The organism is Marinobacter sp. B-21 (assembly GCF_056857895.1).
The window spans coordinates 1-17,654 of the sequence record NZ_JBSXNZ010000061.1 but is presented as its reverse complement, the minus strand read 5'-3'; the positions used below and the strand labels follow the sequence as shown (position 1 = coordinate 17,654).

The following is a 17,654-nucleotide window of genomic DNA, read 5'->3' as shown; positions in this document are numbered from 1 at the left end:
GGAGCATTTTTATGGCACAAACCCCGAAACCGTCTTCTGAGCGTGGCATTGGCACCGTTGCCATAAGATGGCACGGCAGCAGTCTTGAACTGCTGGACCAGCGCCTGCTGCCCGGGGAGGCGCACTGGATTACCCTCGAAGGCGCAGTCGGTGTGGCGCAGAGCATTCGGGATATGGTGGTTCGCGGCGCCCCGGCCATTGGTATCAGTGCGGCTTACGGGATCGCTCTGGCGGCACGGCATGCAGGTGGCGGCGACTGGAAGGCGGAAATAAAGCAGTCTATCCGCGAGCTTGCAGCGTCCCGACCCACGGCGGTCAACCTGTTCTGGGCGTTGCAGCGAATGGAGCAGGTGTTTCACCAATGCCATTCCCTTGACGAGGCGGAAAAGCGGCTGGCCAAAGAGGCGGTGGCGATTCACGAGGAAGATCTCGCCGCCAATGTTGCCATGGCGGACCATGCCCTGGAATTCATGGCGCCGGACAAACCCATATCGGTGCTTACCCACTGCAATACCGGAGCTCTGGCCACAGGCGGCTACGGCACAGCGCTGGGTGTTATCCGCCGGCTGAACGAGGAAAAGCTGCTGAAGGAAGTCTTTGCCGATGAAACCCGGCCCTGGCTTCAGGGCAGTCGCCTGACCGCCTGGGAGCTATCCCGCGACGGTATCCCTGTCACCCTGAATGTCGATGGTGCGGCGGCGGCGATCCTGGCTCGGGGAGAGGTGCGATGGGTCATTGTCGGTGCGGATCGCATCACCGCCAATGGCGATGTCGCCAACAAGATCGGCACCTACAGCCTGGCGGTTCTGGCACGCCACCATAAGGTTGGCTTTATGGTGGTGGCCCCCTCCAGCACGGTGGATATGTCCCTGGCCTCGGGCGCGGACATCCCCATTGAAGAGCGTGAAGGCCTGGAAGTGCGGGAGATTCGGGGGATTCCGCTGGCGCCGGAAGGCGTAAAGGTGTTCAACCCCGTGTTTGATGTAACCCCGGCCAGCCTGATTGATGCCATCGTTACGGAAAAGGGGGTGGTGCATAACCCGAATATTACCGGTATGCGGGCGCTATTTGGCTGACGGACTCTTGCCCGCTGGTCGCTTCCTGGCCGTTGGCTGCTTTTCAGGCTTGCCGGGCTCAGCGGGCTCCGGTTCCTCATAAGCCGCACGCAGTTCCTCTACCTGCCTTTCCTGTTCTTCCACAAAGTGCAGGGACATCTCGAAACTGTGGCGGGTGAACTCCAGTACCTTCTGGAAACCTTCGTCTGAAAGCGTGCGGGCATCGTCATGCCGGCGGAAGATATTGATGAACTCCCGCTCGCGCTCGAACTGCAGCGGCAGCCTTGCCAGACCCCAGTCATTCAGGAGCTGCCAGACCTCGGGGTTGTAGTTGCGCGTGGTGCGCATGATGAACGGAATGGGGTCGTTCCGGGCGATAAGGGCAGCAAGCCGGAGGATCAATTCGAACGAGAGGGTGGTGGTGCCGTTTTCAATGGCTTCCAGGACCGATTTGTCCCGGAGATTCAGGGCCTCGCTCATTTCCGACAGGGTCAGGCCGGCCACTTCCCGGATATCTTTCAGGGACTGACCAGCGGTTAGCATGGCCCGCAGCTGATCCTGGGAATTGATCAGGGCCCGGCCAACCCGACGGGAAGTGTCGGTGGCCTTGACCCCAAAACGAAGCGCCGAGCCGGTCAGGCTGGCCAGGCGGTCAATCAGGCCCTCTTGCGTTCGTTCCTGGGCCGCCGGTTTTTCAAGGCCGTCAACCTCTTCCAGAGAGCGCATGGCATGAAGTGCGTCCAGGAGCATGTCCCGAAGCATTCGCGCCTTTTGCCGGTTGTCCTGTCCGCCGTCGCCGTTTTCAGTCATGGGAGCTGGTGGCTTCTGCTGCCACTTATCTGGCCGGAGCCTGGGCCGCAAACTGCTGTGGGGTCAGAATAGAAGCCATGCGGCTATCCAGATCCAGCATGTCCGCCATGATGTGTCCACCTTCCCGAATGACGAAATCGAGTTCTTCATCGGTTGAGTTCAGGTCCGCGGCCTGCTGGTCCTGCCAGTCTTCGAGATCGTCCAGCGAATCGAACGGCTGCTCTCCTTTGAGCTCCCGGCGGGCATTGGCAATCGCCAGGCGGGTGCGCTCAACCTGCTTGTGCTGCTCGCGGCGTTCTTCCTGATTAAGGCTGACGCTGTCTGTCGCCCGCTGTTCGGCCAGGAAGTCGATTTCCTGTTGCAAAAGACTGAACTCGGGGCTTGTCGAGAAGCGCTCCTCATGACGCTTGCGAAGCTCATCAATAATTCCGCTGAAATCGTAGTAGCGGGTGTGAGGCACGGCCTCAATCTGGTCCCAGGGAAGGGCATGATCAAGGGCGTCTTCACCGATTCGGGTCTTGTCGATGCGGGACGGAATCTCGATATCCGGGATAACTCCCTTGTGCTGGGTCGAACCGCCGGATACCCGGTAGAACTTCGACTGGGTAATCTTGAGCTGGCCATGGTTCAGCGGGCGAACGGCCTGCACTGTCCCCTTGCCGAAAGTCTGCGAGCCGACGACCAGCCCACGGCCATAGTCCTGAATGGCCCCTGCGAAGATCTCGGAGGCGGACGCACTCATGCGGTTGGTCAGGACCACCAGAGGGCCGTCATAAGCAACGGACGGATCGTCATCGTTGAGCACCTGCACGTCGTTGTTGGCGTTGCGGATCTGCACGGTTGGGCCTTTGTCGATAAACAGGCCGACCAGGTCATTGGCCTCATGCAGGGCGCCACCGCCGTTATTGCGCAGGTCAATCACCAGCCCGTCGACGCCTTCCGCCTGCAGCTCGGCAATCAGCTTGCGAACATCCCGGGTCGTGCTCTTGTAGTTGGGGTCACCGGCCTGCATGGCCTGGAAGTCAGCGTAGAAGGTAGGGATCGTGACAACGCCAATGGTGTATTCCTTGCCGCCCCGCTCCAGTTGGAGAGTGTCTTTGCTGGCGCTTTGCTCTTCCAGTTTCACCTCATCCCGTTTGATGGCGATGGTTTTGGTCATGGTTTCATCAGAGGCGGTGGCCGGAATAACTTCCAGGGTCACGGTTGAGTTCCTTGGGCCGCGGATCAGGTCCACGACTTCATCAAGGCGCCAGCCAATGACATTCACGGGTTTTTCATCTTCCTGGGACACCGCGACGATCCGGTCTGCCGGTTGCAACTGGCCCTGCTTGGACGCCGGCCCGCCGGGAACCAGCCGGACCACCTTGGTGTATTCGTTGTCTGACTGCAGAACCGCACCGATCCCTTCGAGAGAAAGGCTCATGTTGATGTTGAAGTTTTCGGATGTGCGCGGCGAAAAATAAGAGGTGTGTGGATCCCACATGCCGGTAAACGCGTTCATGTAGGCCTGAAACGCATCCTCACTGCGGGCCTGGTAGGCGCGTTTTAGCTGACCTTCGTAGCGACGAAGCAGCGTTTCTTTAATAGCATCGTCCTCGGTGCCACTGAGTCGTTGTGCCAGGACGGCGTTCTTGATTCGCTTGCGCCAGAGTTCGTCCAGGGCCCGGGCATCAGGTACCCAGTCCGTTTCTGAGCGATCGACGAGAATGCGCTCGTTTTCCGAGAAATCCAGATTGTTGATGCCATTGTCGATCACGCTAATGGCAAACTGCAGTCGCTCAATGATGCGCTGCTGGACCAGATTGTAGATATCGAAGCCGGGCTGTAACTGGCCGGTTTTCAGGGCTGAACCCAACTGACCTTTTATCCGGTCGAACTTCTGGATGTCCCCTTTGGTGAGGTAGATTCGCTGGCCGTCCAGGTAAGCCAGATAGGCATCAAACACATCGCCGGACAGCTTGTCGCTGATGCCCAGATTGCGGAAATGGGTAAACTGCAGCTGGCGGGCAATCAGGATGTTTGCCCGTGCCTGCTCGATAGTGGGCGCGACCGGCTCGTAGATCGACGGAGAGTCGACTTTGGCCTGCAGTCCCAGTGGCGTCGAGAGCAGCAGCGCAACCGTGACTGCCTTGCATACTCCTGTCCGGATGTTCTGTGCCGGAGAGCGACGGGCCATAATTCTTTCCGCAATGGTCATAAATGTATACCTGACGGTGTTGGGCAGAAAAGCACAGTAAAGACGCTTGCCTGACCGTGAGCGAATAAATTTATTGTAGGCAAGCGCTACACCCGTTGCCATAGGCAGCACGTATCGGTTCGTGACAATCTGTCCATGAAGCCGGCAGGTTAGTAACCGGAAAGCCTTTGGCGGTGCGCAGAAAGCAGAGAAATCTCGCAGTGAGAATGCCGGGAGGCGCTGTCATCCTCCTCCCGGCGCGGTGGCCTCAGGCGAAGGGTGAGTTGCTCTCGGCTCTCTCCAGCAGCAGTCTGGGTGGAGCAAAGCGCTCGCCATAAACGCTGGCAAGCTCTGTCGCCCGCTCTGTGAACGCTCTCACGCCATACTGATTAATGAATTGTAGGGTGCCACCAGTCCAGGGCGCATAGCCAATCCCGAAAATACTGCCGATGTTGGCGTCTTCCACCGTACGCAGAACACCTTCTTCCAGGCAACGGACGGTTTCAATGGCCTGGATGAATAGGATCCGGTCCTTCAGTTCCTGCAGTCTGACATTTCGGGCCTTCCGCGTATCCACGAACAGGTTCTCCAGCTCTGGCCACAAGTGTTTTTTGCCGTTGGCGGGGTAGTCGTAGAATCCGGCGCCTGCTGCTTTGCCTTTGCGGCCATGCTCGTTAACCATCGCATCAATCACCGCTTCCGCCGGGTGGGCGTTCCAGGTGCCCCCTGCGGTTTCGGTGTCTTTTTTGCTCTGGTTCCGGATGTGCTGCATCAGGGTCATGCTGACTTCATCGGATATCGCCAGCGGCCCCACAGGCATGCCCGCCAGTAGCCCGGCGTTTTCGATGCTGGAAGGGTGAATGCCCTCGCCGAGCATGCAGATACCCTCGTTAACGAAGGTGCCGAATACCCGGGAGGTGAAGAAGCCCCGACTGTCGTTCACCGCCACCGGGATCTTGCCAATCTGCTGCACGTAATCGAATGAGCGCGCCAAGGTTTCATCGGAGGTTTGTTCGCCAACGATGATTTCCACCAGCTGCATTTTGTCGACCGGGGAGAAGAAGTGCAGGCCGATAAAGTTCTCAGGCTTTGTCGAAGCTCCTGCGAGCTGGGTAATGGGTATGGTGGAGGTGTTGGAGGCAAAGATGCCATTGTTCACCAGCCAGGGCTCCGCCTCCTGTGTTACCCTGGCCTTCAGTTCGCTGTCCTCGAACACGGCCTCAATCACCAGATCGCAGCCTTCCAGATCTTCAGCGGAGTCGGTGGCCTTGATGCGGCCGAGAATGTCGGCTTTCTGTCCATCGGTCATCCGGCCACGGCTGACTTTCCTGGCCAGCAGATTCTCCGAATAACTTTTACCGTTCTCGGCGTTTTCCATCGAGACGTCTTTAAGAACCACCTCAATACCGCGGGAGGCCGTAGAGTAGGCGATACCTGCTCCCATCATGCCTGCACCGAGCACACCCACCTTGCGGAAGGTTTCCTTTTCAACGCCGTCGGGGCGGCTGCCCCCAGCCTTGATGGCGTTCAGTTGGAACCAGAAGGTCCCGGTCATGTTCTTGGCGACCTGGCCAATCACCAGCTCGGCAAAATACCGGGTTTCGATCAGGCTGCCATTATCGAAATCCACCTGGGCGCCTTCCACTGCGGCGGAGAGTATGCGCTCCGGCGCGGGGTAGCAGCCTTTGGTTTTCTGTTTCAGCATGGCCGGGGCAATGGCCAGCTTCTGGGCCATGGCGGGGTGATGGGGGGCGCCGCCTGGGATTTTGAAGCCTTTCTGGTCCCAGGGTTGCTGACACTTGGGATGGGCGTCGATAAAGGCACGGGCCTTGGCGATCATGCCCTCGTAGGAATCCGCCAACTCATCGACAATGCCGGCTTTCAGGGCGGCTTTCGGGTTTAACTTCTTGCCTTCCATCAGGTACGGGAAGGCAGCCTCAAGGCCAATCATCCGCGGAAGCCGCTGGGTGCCGCCACCTCCGGGCAGCAGCCCCAGGGTCACTTCCGGCAGGCCCAGCTGGATGCTGTCATCGTTAATGGCAACACGGTGATGGCAGGCCAGGGCGATCTCGAGCCCGCCGCCAAGGGCGGTGCCGTTGATGGCGGCGACCACCGGCTTGCCGCTGGTTTCCAGGAAGCGCATATCGGCTTTCAGGCCGTTGACCATATCCTCAAAGGTCTTGGCGTCTTCCCGGGTGACCTTGTGAAGTTCTTTCAGGTCACCGCCGGCAAAAAAGGTTTTCTTGGCCGAGGCAATGATCACGCCCCGGATGTTGTCCAGGTCGCCTTTGACCTTCGCGGTGGTTTCCGAGAGGGCTTCCCGGAAGACGGCATTCATGGTGTTGGCGGACTGGCCAGGCAGGTCGATGGTGAGGGTCAGGATCTGGTCTGAATCCAGTTCATAACGGATGGCACTCATAATCGGTTCTCCTTAAAAAAGTGGACGGGTTCAGACGCGCTCGATGATGGTGGCAATACCCATGCCGCCACCGACGCACAGGGTGGCCAGGCCGTAGCGTAATTCTCGCCGCTCCAGCTCATCCAGCAGGGTGCCGAGAATCATGGCACCGGTGGCACCCAGCGGGTGGCCCATGGCGATGGCGCCGCCGTTCACGTTCACTTTTTCGTCGGGAACCGAAAGTTCCCGCTGGAAGCGCATCACCACTGAGGCGAAGGCTTCGTTGACTTCAAACAGGTCGATCTGGTCGGCGGTCATGCCTGCCTTTTCCAATGCCTTGCGGGCTGCGGGGGCAGGGCCGGTGAGCATGATGGTTGGGTCTGTACTGGTAACCGCGGTGGCGACAACGCGGGCGCGGGGCTTCAGGCCCATGGCCTTGCCCTTGGCTTCGCTGCCAATCAGCAGGGCGGTGGCGCCGTCGACAATACCGGAGGAGTTGCCGGCGTGATGCACGTGATCGATCTTTTCCACGTAGTGGTATTTTTCCCGGGCCACGCCGTCGAAGCCCATTTCGCCCATCATCTGGAACGAGGGCTTGAGACCGGCGAGGGACTCAACCGTAGTGTTGCCGCGAACGTGCTCATCACGGTCTAGGATGACAACCCCATTCTGGTCGGTGACCGGAATAATGGATTTTGCGAAGTAGCCGTTCTGCCAGGCGCTGGCGGCTTTCTGCTGGGATCTCACGGCGAAACCGTCGACATCTTCACGGCTGAAGCCTTCAAGAGTGGCGATCAGATCAGCGCCGATACCCTGGGGCATGAAACCGGTGTGCAGATTGGTCTCCGGATCCGTGGCCCAGGCGCCGCCATCGGAGCCCATGGGCACCCGTGACATGGCTTCCACGCCGCCGGCAACCACCATGTCTTCCCAGCCCGAGCGCACCTTCATGGCGGCGAGATTGACCGCCTCGAGGCCGGAAGCGCAGAAACGGTTCAGGGTGACGCCCGCCACCTTTTCATCCCAATCTGCCGCCAGGGCCGCAGTCTTGGCAATATCCGCACCCTGGTCGCCAACGGCGGTCACGCAGCCCATAACAATGTCGTCGATCTGGGCGGTGTCCAGGCTGTTCCTCTCCTGCAGCGCGCGGAGCACCGTGGTCAACAGCGTGATGGGTTTGACGCTGTGGAGTGATCCGTCTTTTTTTCCACGCCCCCTGGGGGTGCGGACTGCATCGAAGATATACGCCTCGGTGGTCATTGCTTGTCCTCTGGCCATGTTGTTTTCGGGATTGATTTATCGATAACACAACCATAGCCGGTTGCAGCTGTGGGGTGTAGTGACGCGGTCTGCCAATCGCATTGGCGAAATTGCTCATGCACCATGACAAGCCGCGGTGTGGCTTCTATGGTGTTAAGAACCGCAGATGAATTCAGGAGGCGTTTGCCATGTCTCTGCGAGATGCAATCGACAATTTCTACGAACGGTTGGTGGTGGATGCGATTGACGCGACCCGTGAGGAGTCCGATACCGCAGATTATCTGACCGACGTCATGTGTGTGGCGCTAAACCGCCTGCCCACGCGCTATTACCGCCACTCCATCGATATGATGTTCTATCTGGCGGATGAAGAGCTGAAGGAAATGAAACAAAAATCCCTGGCCGCCGTGAAAGACGCCAGGGAATTTGTCCGGGAGCACCAGCGGCAGTGACCCGCTTATCTGCTCAGGAGTTGATCAGGTTGGAAAGTGCACCATTCAGGCGCTCTGCCAGTTCGCGATTCGCGGCCTCGCCGGTCGCGCCCAGGCACCAGTTCGCTACCAGCTTTTCCACGTCCCTGAGTTGATCGCCGCTGGTATCCGGGGACCCCATTCCGTCGGCCAGGCGCTGCACCTGGATTTCCATCCGGCGTTGCTGATCCGAATCCGGTGACGGCACGCCGCACAGGATTTCGGCGCGGATCACCAGCTCAGCCGGATCCTGACCATCTGAAGCGTCTGCCAGTTCAGACCAGTGCTCCGGGGCCGCATCGATCACAGCCTCACCGGTCGCAGCTGCGAGCACAAGCGACCGCCAGGACGTCATTTTTGACTGCAATTGCAGGCCTGACAGAATCTGGGCCAGGCGCTGTTTTTCCTGCTGAACCTGCTCCCTGACACCCTTTGAAAGGGCAGCGGCATCAATTTCCCGGAGGGCGGAGAGCGCTGCCATTATTGCCTCCTCGTCGCTGTCGCCAGTCACCCCGGACGATTGCTGCAGGCTGGCTTTCGCAGCCTCGTCAGCGGCACGGTAAGCCTGTTGCTGTTCGCTGCGTTCGGTATCCCGGCGGGCGAATATCTGATCGCAGGCCTTGCGGAAGGCCTGCCAGAGTTTGCGGTCTTCCCGGTGACGGGTAATGCCAATGGCTTGCCAGTCAGTTTGCAGTGCCTTGGCTTTATTCATGGCATCCTGCAGAGGTTCGTGATCCACCAGCGCCTGGGCTGTCTGGACGATCTCCTGTTTCAGGCCCTCGTTTTTACGGCGCTCCTCATCCAGCGGCGCTTCCAGTCTTTTAAGCAGATCATCGAACCGCTTCTGAACCTGCCGGTTGTCCCGGAACTCCACCGGCCAGGCTTCCTTCCATTCCTGGCGGGCGGTCTGGTGAATGCGTTCGGTGGCTTTCCAGTCGATGGAAGACCAGTCGGCATTGTCCAGGAAGGTTTCCAGTTGCTCGCAAATGGCGGATCGCTTCTCCAGATTCGCCTGCTTCAACCCGGATTTTGCGGAGAAATACGCTTTGCAGGGTTCGTAGGCTTTGTCCGAAGCGGCTTTGAAACGGGACCAGAGGCTTCGGTCTGAAGATCCGCCCAGATCCCGCCATTCGTTCTGCAATTCCTTGATCCGCTCCGCCTTGGCTTCCGGGTCCATGGGCTGGTCGGCCAGGTATTCCATCTGCTCACACAGGGCAATCTGCTTTGGCTCTGTGGCAAAGCCCTGCCAGTCGGTAAGCTCTCTCAGTTGTCCGGTCAGAAGCTGCATCCGGGCCTGGAAGGGTTTGCCATGGCGATGGTCAAGGTCCCTCAGGTGCTGCTGGGCCGTCTTGAACAGTTGTTTCGATTCTTTGAGCTGTTTTGCCTCAAGGGCCTCTTCCAATTGTTGCAGATCGGTGTGCAGGCGAGCCGCCAGGGCTTTTTGTCGTTCCTGATCCGCCGGCGCTTCAACGGGGGATTTGCGCTTTCCAGCCAGCTTGCGAAGTGGCTCAAGCAGTGCCGGACTGGGATAGCCTTCCGGCCAACGGATTTCCTGGATCAGTGTTTTTGCCTGGGCGCGCTGATCCTCGGATGTGTCCTGCTTGCTGTCGAGGGCCGCGCTTAGCTCGGCAATCGTTTCCCGCTCCTGGTTGATGCGCCTCACCGCACTCAGATAGTTGCGCAGGGCGAGCATGGCGGTCTCGTAAGTTTTCTGCTCCTGCTTTTCGACGGCGGTATCCCGGGTTGCCTCAAGCCACCGGTTTTCCTGGGTCTTCTGCAAGGCATCCAGGGACGCTTGTGAGGGCAGGGTCTGCGGCGACTGCGCCTTGAGATCATCCAGAGTGCTGGTTAGCATGTTCAGGGTTTCCCGGCGCTGCAATGTCTGCTCGCGCTGGCGTTTTTCGTCCTCGGCAGCAGACTGGATGGCCGCTATCCTCTCCTTGCACCGATGAACCGCCTCCAGGAAAGTCTGGGCCTGTTCGGGGGAGGCGTGAGTTTCCACCTCTGACCATTGTTTCAACAAGGAATCCAGCCGGGCTTCGTAGAGTTTGGTATCGTCACTCTGTGCCTGATTCCGGGCGTGGCTGATGAGCGTGGCAATGGTCTGGGTGATACCTTCCTGGCGGGCCTGTTCCTCCCGCAGTTTCTGGAGCGTCAGTTTGACGGTCTGATACACCCCTTTGTCTTTGCTCTTGGCCCGCTTCTGAACCTGTTGCAGGCGGCTTTCTTCGGTCAACCGGCTGGCGGCAGTCTGGCGGATATCAGCCGTTGCGCCCTCAATCGCGATTTTTGCCAGGACATCCTGTGACGGGGAGCCTTCCATCGTTCTGAGCTGCTCCTCTCTCTGGCTGGCCCGCGTGTCTTCCTGCCCGACCGGGGCAGGTTGGGGGGCTTTCCGGCTTTTCGGGGCAGCATCGGGTGTCTTGCGGGATCTGAACAGTTTCTGGATGAACGCGGCCATAAGAGTATCCTTTGGTATTGAAACCAGTTCACGGTGTCGGGCAAAGTTAAGCCGCCACCGGCCATCGGCGCCCGGGTTCGGATGCCGGGTAGTTTCACCGGCCAGTCTGTCTGGCCAGCTGGAGAAATTCGCGGCTAGTCTAGCGTTTTGTATGCGTATGCGGAAAGGGTCTGTATGGCAAAACAGGAAAATCAGGACGATCAGGAATACAAGGCTCGGGCAACGGCCCTCAGGTTGCTGGCCAGGCGGGAGCACAGCCGTCTGGAATTGAACCTGAAACTCCGCCAGAGGAAAGTCCCGGGCGACGTTATCGAGGCTGTGCTCGACGAATACGAGAGTGAAGGCTGGCTCGACAATAACCGCTTTGCCGATGTCTATGCCCGCCAGCGAATGGACCTTGGCTATGGGCCCTTGCGAATTCTTGGGGAACTCCAGCAACGCGGGGTTCACCGCAGCCCGGTATGCCTGGATGACATGGCAGAGGAGGACTGGTGTCAGAAGGCCATCGATCTCAGGGAGAAGCGGTTTGGTCTGGCGGATCTCAGTGAAGACTGGGACGAGAAGCTTCGCCAGGCACGTTTTCTTAACCGGCGCGGGTTTTCGGCCAGTCAAGTGGAGAGAGCTCTGGAGGCCCGTTCACAGTAGCCGTTTGCAGTCGATGACTCAGAGTGTGGGTGGGATCATGCCCAGTTCCGGCGGCAGGCCCGCCCTGAGCTTGGATTCCGGGTACACATCCTGCGCCGGATTGTTGTTATCCCTTTTTTCTTCCATCTGAACGAATTGCGGTTTTTCCGGGGGAGGTGGCGGCGTGCCCGGTTCGTTGAGGCGGGCCAGCACATCATAGTAACGTCTGATGTTCTGAACGTAGACCACCGGCTCTTGGCCCCGGGCATAGCCGAAACGGGTTTTCGTGTACCACTCCTTCTGGGCCAGCAATGGCAGGAATTTTTTCACGTCCATCCACCGGTCGGGATCCTTTCCAGCGCCTTCCGTTAGCCTTCTGGCATCCTCAAGGTGCCCGAAGCCAACATTGTAGGAGGCCAGGGCAAACCAGGTCCGGTCCGGTTCCGGGATTCGCTCCGGAATTTTTTCACGCACTATCTTGAAATACTTGGCGCCGCCCTGAATGCTTTCTTCCGCATCCAGCCGGTTGTTGATGCCGATGTGGCTGGCCGTGTTGCGTGTCAGCATCATCAAGCCCCTTACGCCCGTGGGCGATACAGCGTTGGGGCGCCAATGGGACTCCTGGTAGCCGATGGCGGCGAGCAGTCGCCAGTCCATGCTGAAATCCCTGGCATAGTCACGGAACAGGGACTCGTATTTGGGCAACCGGTTTTCCACGTGGTGCATGAAGGTGCGTGCCCCGACATAATTCAGGCGGTCGAGATGACCGTAAAAGCGTTCGGAAATCTGGGCCAGAGTGCCGTTGGCCCTGAGCTTTTCCAGGAACTCCTCAGCGGCGGCGGCCAGTGATTTGTCCTGGGCTGCGGGAAAGAACCAGGCAAGCTTCCGGGGTTCCCCGATAGCAAAGGCCTCTTTCACCATGGGGTAGAAGACGTGGTTCAGGTCCAGTTCGTTGGAGGAGATGATCGCATACGGAAATTCTCCGCTTTCGACCCGGGTCAGTACTCCTGCGGCATCGAGGCCGGGGTGGACTTGCCACTGCAGGTCAGGGATTTCCGTCTGTGCCTCGGCGAGCCAGTCCTCGTGGTTGCTTTCGGCAACAACGTGGAGTGGTTTTCCCGCAAGATCAGCCAGAGAGTCAGGGCCTTCGACGTCTCGATTGTAGACCAGAACAGACTGAGCGGTAATGCCTGTCGGTACGGTGTGGTACTGGCCGGCAAGCGCCGGTTGCCCGGAGAGCCCGGCCATGCCGATATGGGCGTAGTTTTTCTCCAGCACCGAGAGGATTTCTGTATTGTCTTCGGCAACGCGGATGCGGAGTTTCACGCCCAGCCCTTCGGCAAAGAGCTTTACCAATTCATAGTCGTAGCCCGTCGGCCCGTCCTCTCCTTCAACATAAATCGAGGGCGCGACGCGAGTGATAACGTGCAGAACACCCTCTTCCCGGATTTCCTGAAGGGTGGTGGGCCGTGAGCAACCGGTAATAATAAAGGCCACACCAAGGAGAAGAAGGGTCCTGGCAGGTGCGCCTGCTATCGCAGTACGAAATCTCGACAAATCCTTGGTCTCCGTTATAGCTGGATCATCTGGTTACGGCGAACGTGAGGGCACCGTATCCTTTCCTATCCCGAGAGTGGATTCCCTTTCCAGCCTTTAGATGATCCTTGGTGTCGGAGGTCTGGTCAATAAATCTGGTTAATTAACATGCAAAACAATGTCAATTGTACTGTCCGGGGTTAACGTTTCCAGCGCTGTATCCTGACCCCGCTTTCGAGTATCATGGCGGCCTTTCAAATTGCACCCAGGCTTCCCCGTTTCGCGCGATACAGGTTGATATCATGCTTGAACTTCGCGGCGCACCCGCGCTCTCGCCATTCCGCTCCCGCAAATTGCATTCCCGGATTCAGGAAATCGTGCCTGAAATCGAGCATGTCTATGCAGAGTTCATGCACTTCGTTGATCTGGAGGCCGACCTTTCAGAATCCGAGCAGGCCATACTCGACCGGCTTCTGACCTACGGACCCAGTGTGCCAGTGGAAGAGCCCGATGGTGTGCTGTTCCTGGTTGTGCCACGCCCCGGCACCCTCTCACCCTGGTCCAGCAAGGCGACAGACATTGCCCGGAACTGCGGGCTCCGGCAGATTCACCGGATCGAGCGAGGTACCGCCTACTATGTGAGGTCTGGCCGCAAGCTGGGTCTGGCACAGCGTGAGAAAATTGCCGCACTGCTGCACGACCGCATGACCCAGAAGGTGTTTCACGAAATGGGCGGCGCGGAACTGCTGTTCAGCCATGAAGAGCCACGGCTGCTTGGACGGGTTCCGGTCCTGGCTGGGGGCCGGGATGCGCTGGTGGAGGCAAACTCACGTCTCGGGCTGGCGCTTGCAGAAGATGAAATTGACTACCTGGTCAAATCCTTTACGGATCTTGAACGGGATCCGACGGATGTTGAACTGATGATGTTCGCCCAGGCCAACTCCGAGCATTGCCGTCACAAGATTTTCAATGCCTCCTGGGATATCGACGGCGAGGGCCAGGAAAAATCCCTGTTTGCCATGATCCGCAACACCTATGAAATGAACAGCGAAGGTGTTCTCTCAGCCTACAAGGACAACGCTTCCGTCATTCGGGGCAGTCGTGGTGGCCGTTTCTACCCGGATCCTGAGACCGGTGTATACGGCTATAATGAGGAAGACATCCACATTCTCATGAAGGTGGAGACCCATAACCACCCGACGGCCATTGCGCCGGCGGCCGGTGCAGCGACCGGTTCCGGCGGTGAAATCCGGGATGAAGGTGCGACCGGCCGTGGCTCCAAGCCCAAGGCAGGCCTGGCAGGCTTTTCGGTCTCCAACCTGAACCTCCCCGATGATCCCCAGCCCTGGGAAATCAATTATGGCAAGCCAGAGCGGATTGCCTCGGCCCTCGACATCATGATCGAAGGCCCGATTGGTGGTGCCGCGTTCAATAACGAATTTGGCCGCCCCAATCTGGCCGGCTATTTCCGAACGTTTGAAGAGAAGGTGCCCGGTGCTGCCGGTGAGGAAGTGCGCGGTTACCATAAGCCCATCATGATTGCCGGCGGTCTCGGTAATATTCGTGAAGAGCATGTGGAGAAGGGCAACATTCCGGTGGGGGCCAAGCTTATTGTCCTCGGCGGGCCGTCCATGCTGATCGGCCTCGGTGGTGGTGCCGCCTCTTCCATGGATTCCGGCTCCAGTAATGAAAATCTCGATTTTGCGTCGGTACAGCGTGATAACCCTGAAATGGAACGCCGCTGTCAGGAAGTTATCGACCGTTGCTGGCAGATGGGTGACAAAAACCCCATCGCGTTTATTCATGATGTTGGCGCCGGTGGTCTCTCCAACGCCATGCCGGAGTTGGTAAAAGATGGCGGCCGTGGTGGCAAGTTCGAGCTGCGGGATATTCCGAGCGACGAGCCGGGCATGTCTCCACTGGAGATCTGGTGTAACGAATCCCAGGAACGTTATGTCATGGCCGTGGCGCCTGAAAACCTGGAGCTGTTCGATGCCCTCTGCCGCCGCGAGCGCTGCCCCTATGCGGTGATTGGTGAGGCGACCGAAGCGCACCATCTTGAGCTCGGCGATTCCTATTTTGATGACAAGCCCGTTGATCTGCCCATGGAGGTGCTGTTTGGCAAGCCGCCCCGCATGCACCGCAGTATCAGCCGCGCTTCGTTTACCAAACCGGTTTTTGATTCCACGAAGGTTGATCTGCACGATGCCATCCGCCGGGTTCTCCGCCTGCCGTCCGTGGGCTCCAAGAGCTTCCTGATCACCATCGGTGACCGCACCATCACAGGCCTGGTTGCCCGTGACCAGATGGTAGGGCCCTGGCAGGTTCCGGTCGCCGACGTGGCAGTCACTGCCAGCTCATTTGATGTCCGCACCGGTGAAGCCATGGCAATGGGCGAGCGTACGCCGGTTGCCACGATTGATGCGCCGGCATCCGGCCGTATGGCCGTGGGTGAGGTGATTACCAATCTGGCTGCGGCGCCAATCGGCAAGCTTTCCGACATCCGGTTGTCCGCCAACTGGATGGCCGCGGCAGGTCACCCGGGCGAAGACGAAAACCTCTATGAAACGGTTCGCGCGGTGGGCATGGAACTCTGCCCGGAGCTTGGAATTACGATCCCGGTCGGCAAGGACTCCATGTCCATGAGGACCATGTGGGAAGAGGATAACGGTGAGCAGAAGAGTGTAACCGCACCGCTTTCGCTGATTGTCAGCGGCTTTGCACCGGTCACTGATGTCGCGAAAACCCTGACCCCGCAGTTGGTGAAAGAGGCCGGCGAAACCGATCTGATCCTGGTGGATCTCGCCGCTGGCCAGAACCGCCTGGGCGGCTCTGCGCTGACCCAGGTTTATCGCGCGGTAGGGGCGGTAGCGCCGGATCTGGACGACCCCGAGGATATCAAGGCCTTCTTCGCTGTGATCCAGGGCCTCAATGCGGACGACAAGCTTCTGGCCTACCACGACCGCTCGGACGGTGGTTTGTTCGTAACCCTGGCTGAGATGTGTTTTGCCGGCCACTCCGGGGTCGACATCAAGCTTGATGGCCTGGCAGAAGACCGTACCCAGTTTGCACGGGAGCTGTTCAACGAAGAGCTGGGCGCCGTTATCCAGGTGCGCCGGGAAGACACCGGTTTTGTGCTGCAGCAGTTCTCGGCGGCCGGACTTGGAGATTACATCAGCGTTATTGGCAGCCCGAACGACACTGACCGGCTGCGCCTGACTTTTGAAGGCTCGACGGTTGTTGATGAGGCGCGCGTTGAGTTGCAGCGCCTATGGGCTGAAACGAGCTACCGTATCCAGTCCCTGCGTGACAATGCCGATTGCGCCCGGGAAGAGTTTGATAACCTGCTGGATGCCGAAGATCCAGGTCTTCACGCCGAACTTTCCTATGATATCAATGACGATGTGGCTGCGCCTTACATCAACAAGGGCGCACGTCCGAAGGTGGCTGTTCTGCGCGAGCAGGGTGTGAACGGGCAAGTGGAGATGGCGGCCGCGTTTGATCGCGCCGGCTTCGAGTCTGTCGATGTGCACATGAGTGATCTGCTCTCTGGCCGCGTGACTCTGGATGGGTTTAACAGCCTGGTGGCCTGTGGCGGCTTCTCTTACGGTGACGTTCTTGGCGCGGGCGAAGGCTGGGCGAAATCCATTTTGTTCAGCGACCGTGTCCGGGATCAGTTCGCGGCTTTCTTTAACCGGCAGGACACCCTGGCGCTCGGCGTCTGTAACGGGTGCCAGATGCTCTCCAATCTGCACGAGCTGATTCCCGGCAGTGAAGGCTGGCCGCGTTTTGTGCGCAATCAGTCCGAGCAGTTTGAGGCTCGCCTGGCGATGGTTGAAGTGATGCCGTCGCCGTCTGCCTTCATGGATGGTATGGCCGGTTCACGTATGCCTATCGCGGTCGCTCATGGTGAGGGCAGGGTTGAGTTCGCTGGCGGGACATCTGCCGCGGGCTTGTCTGAGAATGAACTGGTGGCCCTGCGTTATGTGGATAACCGGGGTGAAGCCACTGTTCGCTATCCCTACAACCCGAACGGCTCAGAGGCCGGCATTACCGGGGTTACTACCCGTGACGGCCGTGTGACCATCATGATGCCTCACCCTGAGCGTGTGTTCCGCGCTGTTCAGCATTCCTGGCATCCCTCCGGGTGGCAGGAAGACGGTTCCTGGATTCGGATGTTCAGGAATGCGAGACGCTGGTTCGGCTGATTAATCGGCCGGAAAACAAGCCGGTTTTGGATGCGCTTGCAAGAAGCGTTTACTCCAAAGCCGGCTTTTTATTTGCTGCTCTGTTTTTCAGCGTTTTTCAAGATAAAAATACGAAAAATTGGTAAAAAATCCCTTGACTGAGTATTTTTATGCACACTCGTGGTGCCTTCCTGTTTGTTCTGTGAGCAAAAACATGGAGTTCGGTTCAACTTTTGCTTGAAAGCTATAACTAATTGAAAAATAAATGAAAAAACAATCAGGTGATTTTGTCGCCAATTTGACGGGAGTTCAGTGATTGCGGGGTTTGAGAGCTTGTTCCCAAAAACTTTCCCCAGAGTTATCCACAAAAGCTAAGAATATAGTAAAAATTGTGTAATTGTCTGACTGGCTGACTGGGTGCCTAGTAATTAGGGCGATCCGGGATTATTAGGCTTTTACACACTGTGTAATTAACCCGAAAAATTCATAAAAAAAGGCGAACCTTGCTCAACCCATTGATATAATGGGAGTTACGACAATAACGCTTCGGAAGAAGCTAAACAAGGTTCGCCCATGTCCAATTCTATCCCAACTCAACTGCGCTTTCCTCCCTTTGCCGGCTTTACCGTGCGAGCTGATTTCGAGGGCGGAGCGTTGTCATCCGACTTTGGCCCCCT

The 17,654-nt window shown here is 58.3% G+C and carries 10 protein-coding genes; 4 read left to right on the top strand and 6 right to left on the bottom strand.

What is annotated here, in order from left to right; translation table 11 throughout:
- Window positions 1-11 precede the first annotated feature (11 nt).
- Window positions 12-1,076, top strand: a complete 1,065-nt coding sequence (gene mtnA / locus AC13C0_RS06855) for an S-methyl-5-thioribose-1-phosphate isomerase (protein ID WP_117620116.1) — start codon at window positions 12-14, stop codon at window positions 1,074-1,076.
- Here the strand turns inward: mtnA and AC13C0_RS06850 are convergent.
- The 4 genes from AC13C0_RS06850 to AC13C0_RS06835 all read right to left on the bottom strand — a co-directional run bounded on the left by AC13C0_RS06850 (window position 1,065) and on the right by AC13C0_RS06835 (window position 7,699).
- Window positions 1,065-1,865: a helix-turn-helix domain-containing protein gene (locus AC13C0_RS06850; RefSeq protein ID WP_117620117.1), complete on the bottom strand. Its 801-nt coding sequence runs from the start codon at window positions 1,863-1,865 to the stop codon at window positions 1,065-1,067. The two genes, mtnA and AC13C0_RS06850, sit on opposite strands and share 12 nt — an antisense overlap.
- Window positions 1,866-1,890: 25 nt before the next feature.
- On the bottom strand, window positions 1,891-4,062 hold the full coding sequence (locus tag AC13C0_RS06845; protein WP_341581631.1) for a carboxy terminal-processing peptidase: 2,172 nt from the start codon (window positions 4,060-4,062) through the stop codon (window positions 1,891-1,893).
- Between the two features lie 247 nt (window positions 4,063-4,309).
- Window positions 4,310-6,460 carry a 3-hydroxyacyl-CoA dehydrogenase NAD-binding domain-containing protein gene (locus AC13C0_RS06840; RefSeq protein WP_482954178.1) on the bottom strand — a complete coding sequence of 717 codons (2,151 nt, stop codon included), beginning with the start codon at window positions 6,458-6,460 and terminating at the stop codon, window positions 4,310-4,312.
- Between the two features lie 30 nt (window positions 6,461-6,490).
- Complete coding sequence (locus AC13C0_RS06835) at window positions 6,491-7,699, bottom strand: acetyl-CoA C-acetyltransferase (protein WP_117620120.1); 1,209 nt, start codon at window positions 7,697-7,699, stop codon at window positions 6,491-6,493.
- Window positions 7,700-7,887: 188 nt separating this feature from the next.
- Between AC13C0_RS06835 and AC13C0_RS06830 the strand changes: the two genes are divergently transcribed.
- Window positions 7,888-8,151, top strand: a complete 264-nt coding sequence (locus AC13C0_RS06830) for a late competence development ComFB family protein (protein WP_117620121.1) — start codon at window positions 7,888-7,890, stop codon at window positions 8,149-8,151.
- Window positions 8,152-8,164: 13 nt separating this feature from the next.
- On the opposite strand, the gene AC13C0_RS06825 is transcribed toward AC13C0_RS06830, so the two are convergent.
- The gene (locus AC13C0_RS06825; RefSeq protein ID WP_117620122.1) at window positions 8,165-10,630 is read right to left on the bottom strand and encodes a DUF349 domain-containing protein; all 2,466 of its coding nucleotides are present in this window, start codon (window positions 10,628-10,630) and stop codon (window positions 8,165-8,167) included.
- Between the two features lie 174 nt (window positions 10,631-10,804).
- On the opposite strand from AC13C0_RS06825, the gene AC13C0_RS06820 reads away from it, so the two are divergent.
- Window positions 10,805-11,275, top strand: coding sequence for a regulatory protein RecX (locus AC13C0_RS06820; protein ID WP_117620123.1), 471 nt, complete (start codon window positions 10,805-10,807; stop codon window positions 11,273-11,275).
- 18 nt (window positions 11,276-11,293) lie between these two features.
- Here the strand turns inward: AC13C0_RS06820 and mltF are convergent, their stop codons facing one another.
- Window positions 11,294-12,811: a membrane-bound lytic murein transglycosylase MltF gene (mltF, locus tag AC13C0_RS06815; protein WP_117620124.1), complete on the bottom strand. Its 1,518-nt coding sequence runs from the start codon at window positions 12,809-12,811 to the stop codon at window positions 11,294-11,296.
- A 281-nt stretch (window positions 12,812-13,092) separates the two neighbouring features.
- Here mltF and purL point away from each other — a divergent pair, with 281 nt between their 5' ends.
- Window positions 13,093-16,998, top strand: a complete 3,906-nt coding sequence (gene purL, locus AC13C0_RS06810) for a phosphoribosylformylglycinamidine synthase (protein WP_482954177.1) — start codon at window positions 13,093-13,095, stop codon at window positions 16,996-16,998.
- The last annotated feature ends 656 nt before the right edge of the window (window positions 16,999-17,654 follow it).

Excerpts from the sequence above, each read along its gene's own strand:
- AC13C0_RS06830 (WP_117620121.1), top strand. The coding sequence starts at position 7,888 with ATGTCTCTGCGAGATGCAATCGACAATTTCTACGAACGGTTGGTGGTG.
- AC13C0_RS06820 (WP_117620123.1), top strand. The coding sequence starts at position 10,805 with ATGGCAAAACAGGAAAATCAGGACGATCAGGAATACAAGGCTCGGGCA.
- AC13C0_RS06850 (WP_117620117.1), bottom strand. The coding sequence starts at position 1,865 with ATGACTGAAAACGGCGACGGCGGACAGGACAACCGGCAAAAGGCGCGA.
- mtnA (WP_117620116.1), top strand. The coding sequence starts at position 12 with ATGGCACAAACCCCGAAACCGTCTTCTGAGCGTGGCATTGGCACCGTT.
- AC13C0_RS06840 (WP_482954178.1), bottom strand. The coding sequence starts at position 6,460 with ATGAGTGCCATCCGTTATGAACTGGATTCAGACCAGATCCTGACCCTC.
- AC13C0_RS06825 (WP_117620122.1), bottom strand. The coding sequence starts at position 10,630 with ATGGCCGCGTTCATCCAGAAACTGTTCAGATCCCGCAAGACACCCGAT.
- AC13C0_RS06845 (WP_341581631.1), bottom strand. The coding sequence starts at position 4,062 with ATGACCATTGCGGAAAGAATTATGGCCCGTCGCTCTCCGGCACAGAAC.
- AC13C0_RS06835 (WP_117620120.1), bottom strand. The coding sequence starts at position 7,699 with ATGACCACCGAGGCGTATATCTTCGATGCAGTCCGCACCCCCAGGGGG.
- purL (WP_482954177.1), top strand. The coding sequence starts at position 13,093 with ATGCTTGAACTTCGCGGCGCACCCGCGCTCTCGCCATTCCGCTCCCGC.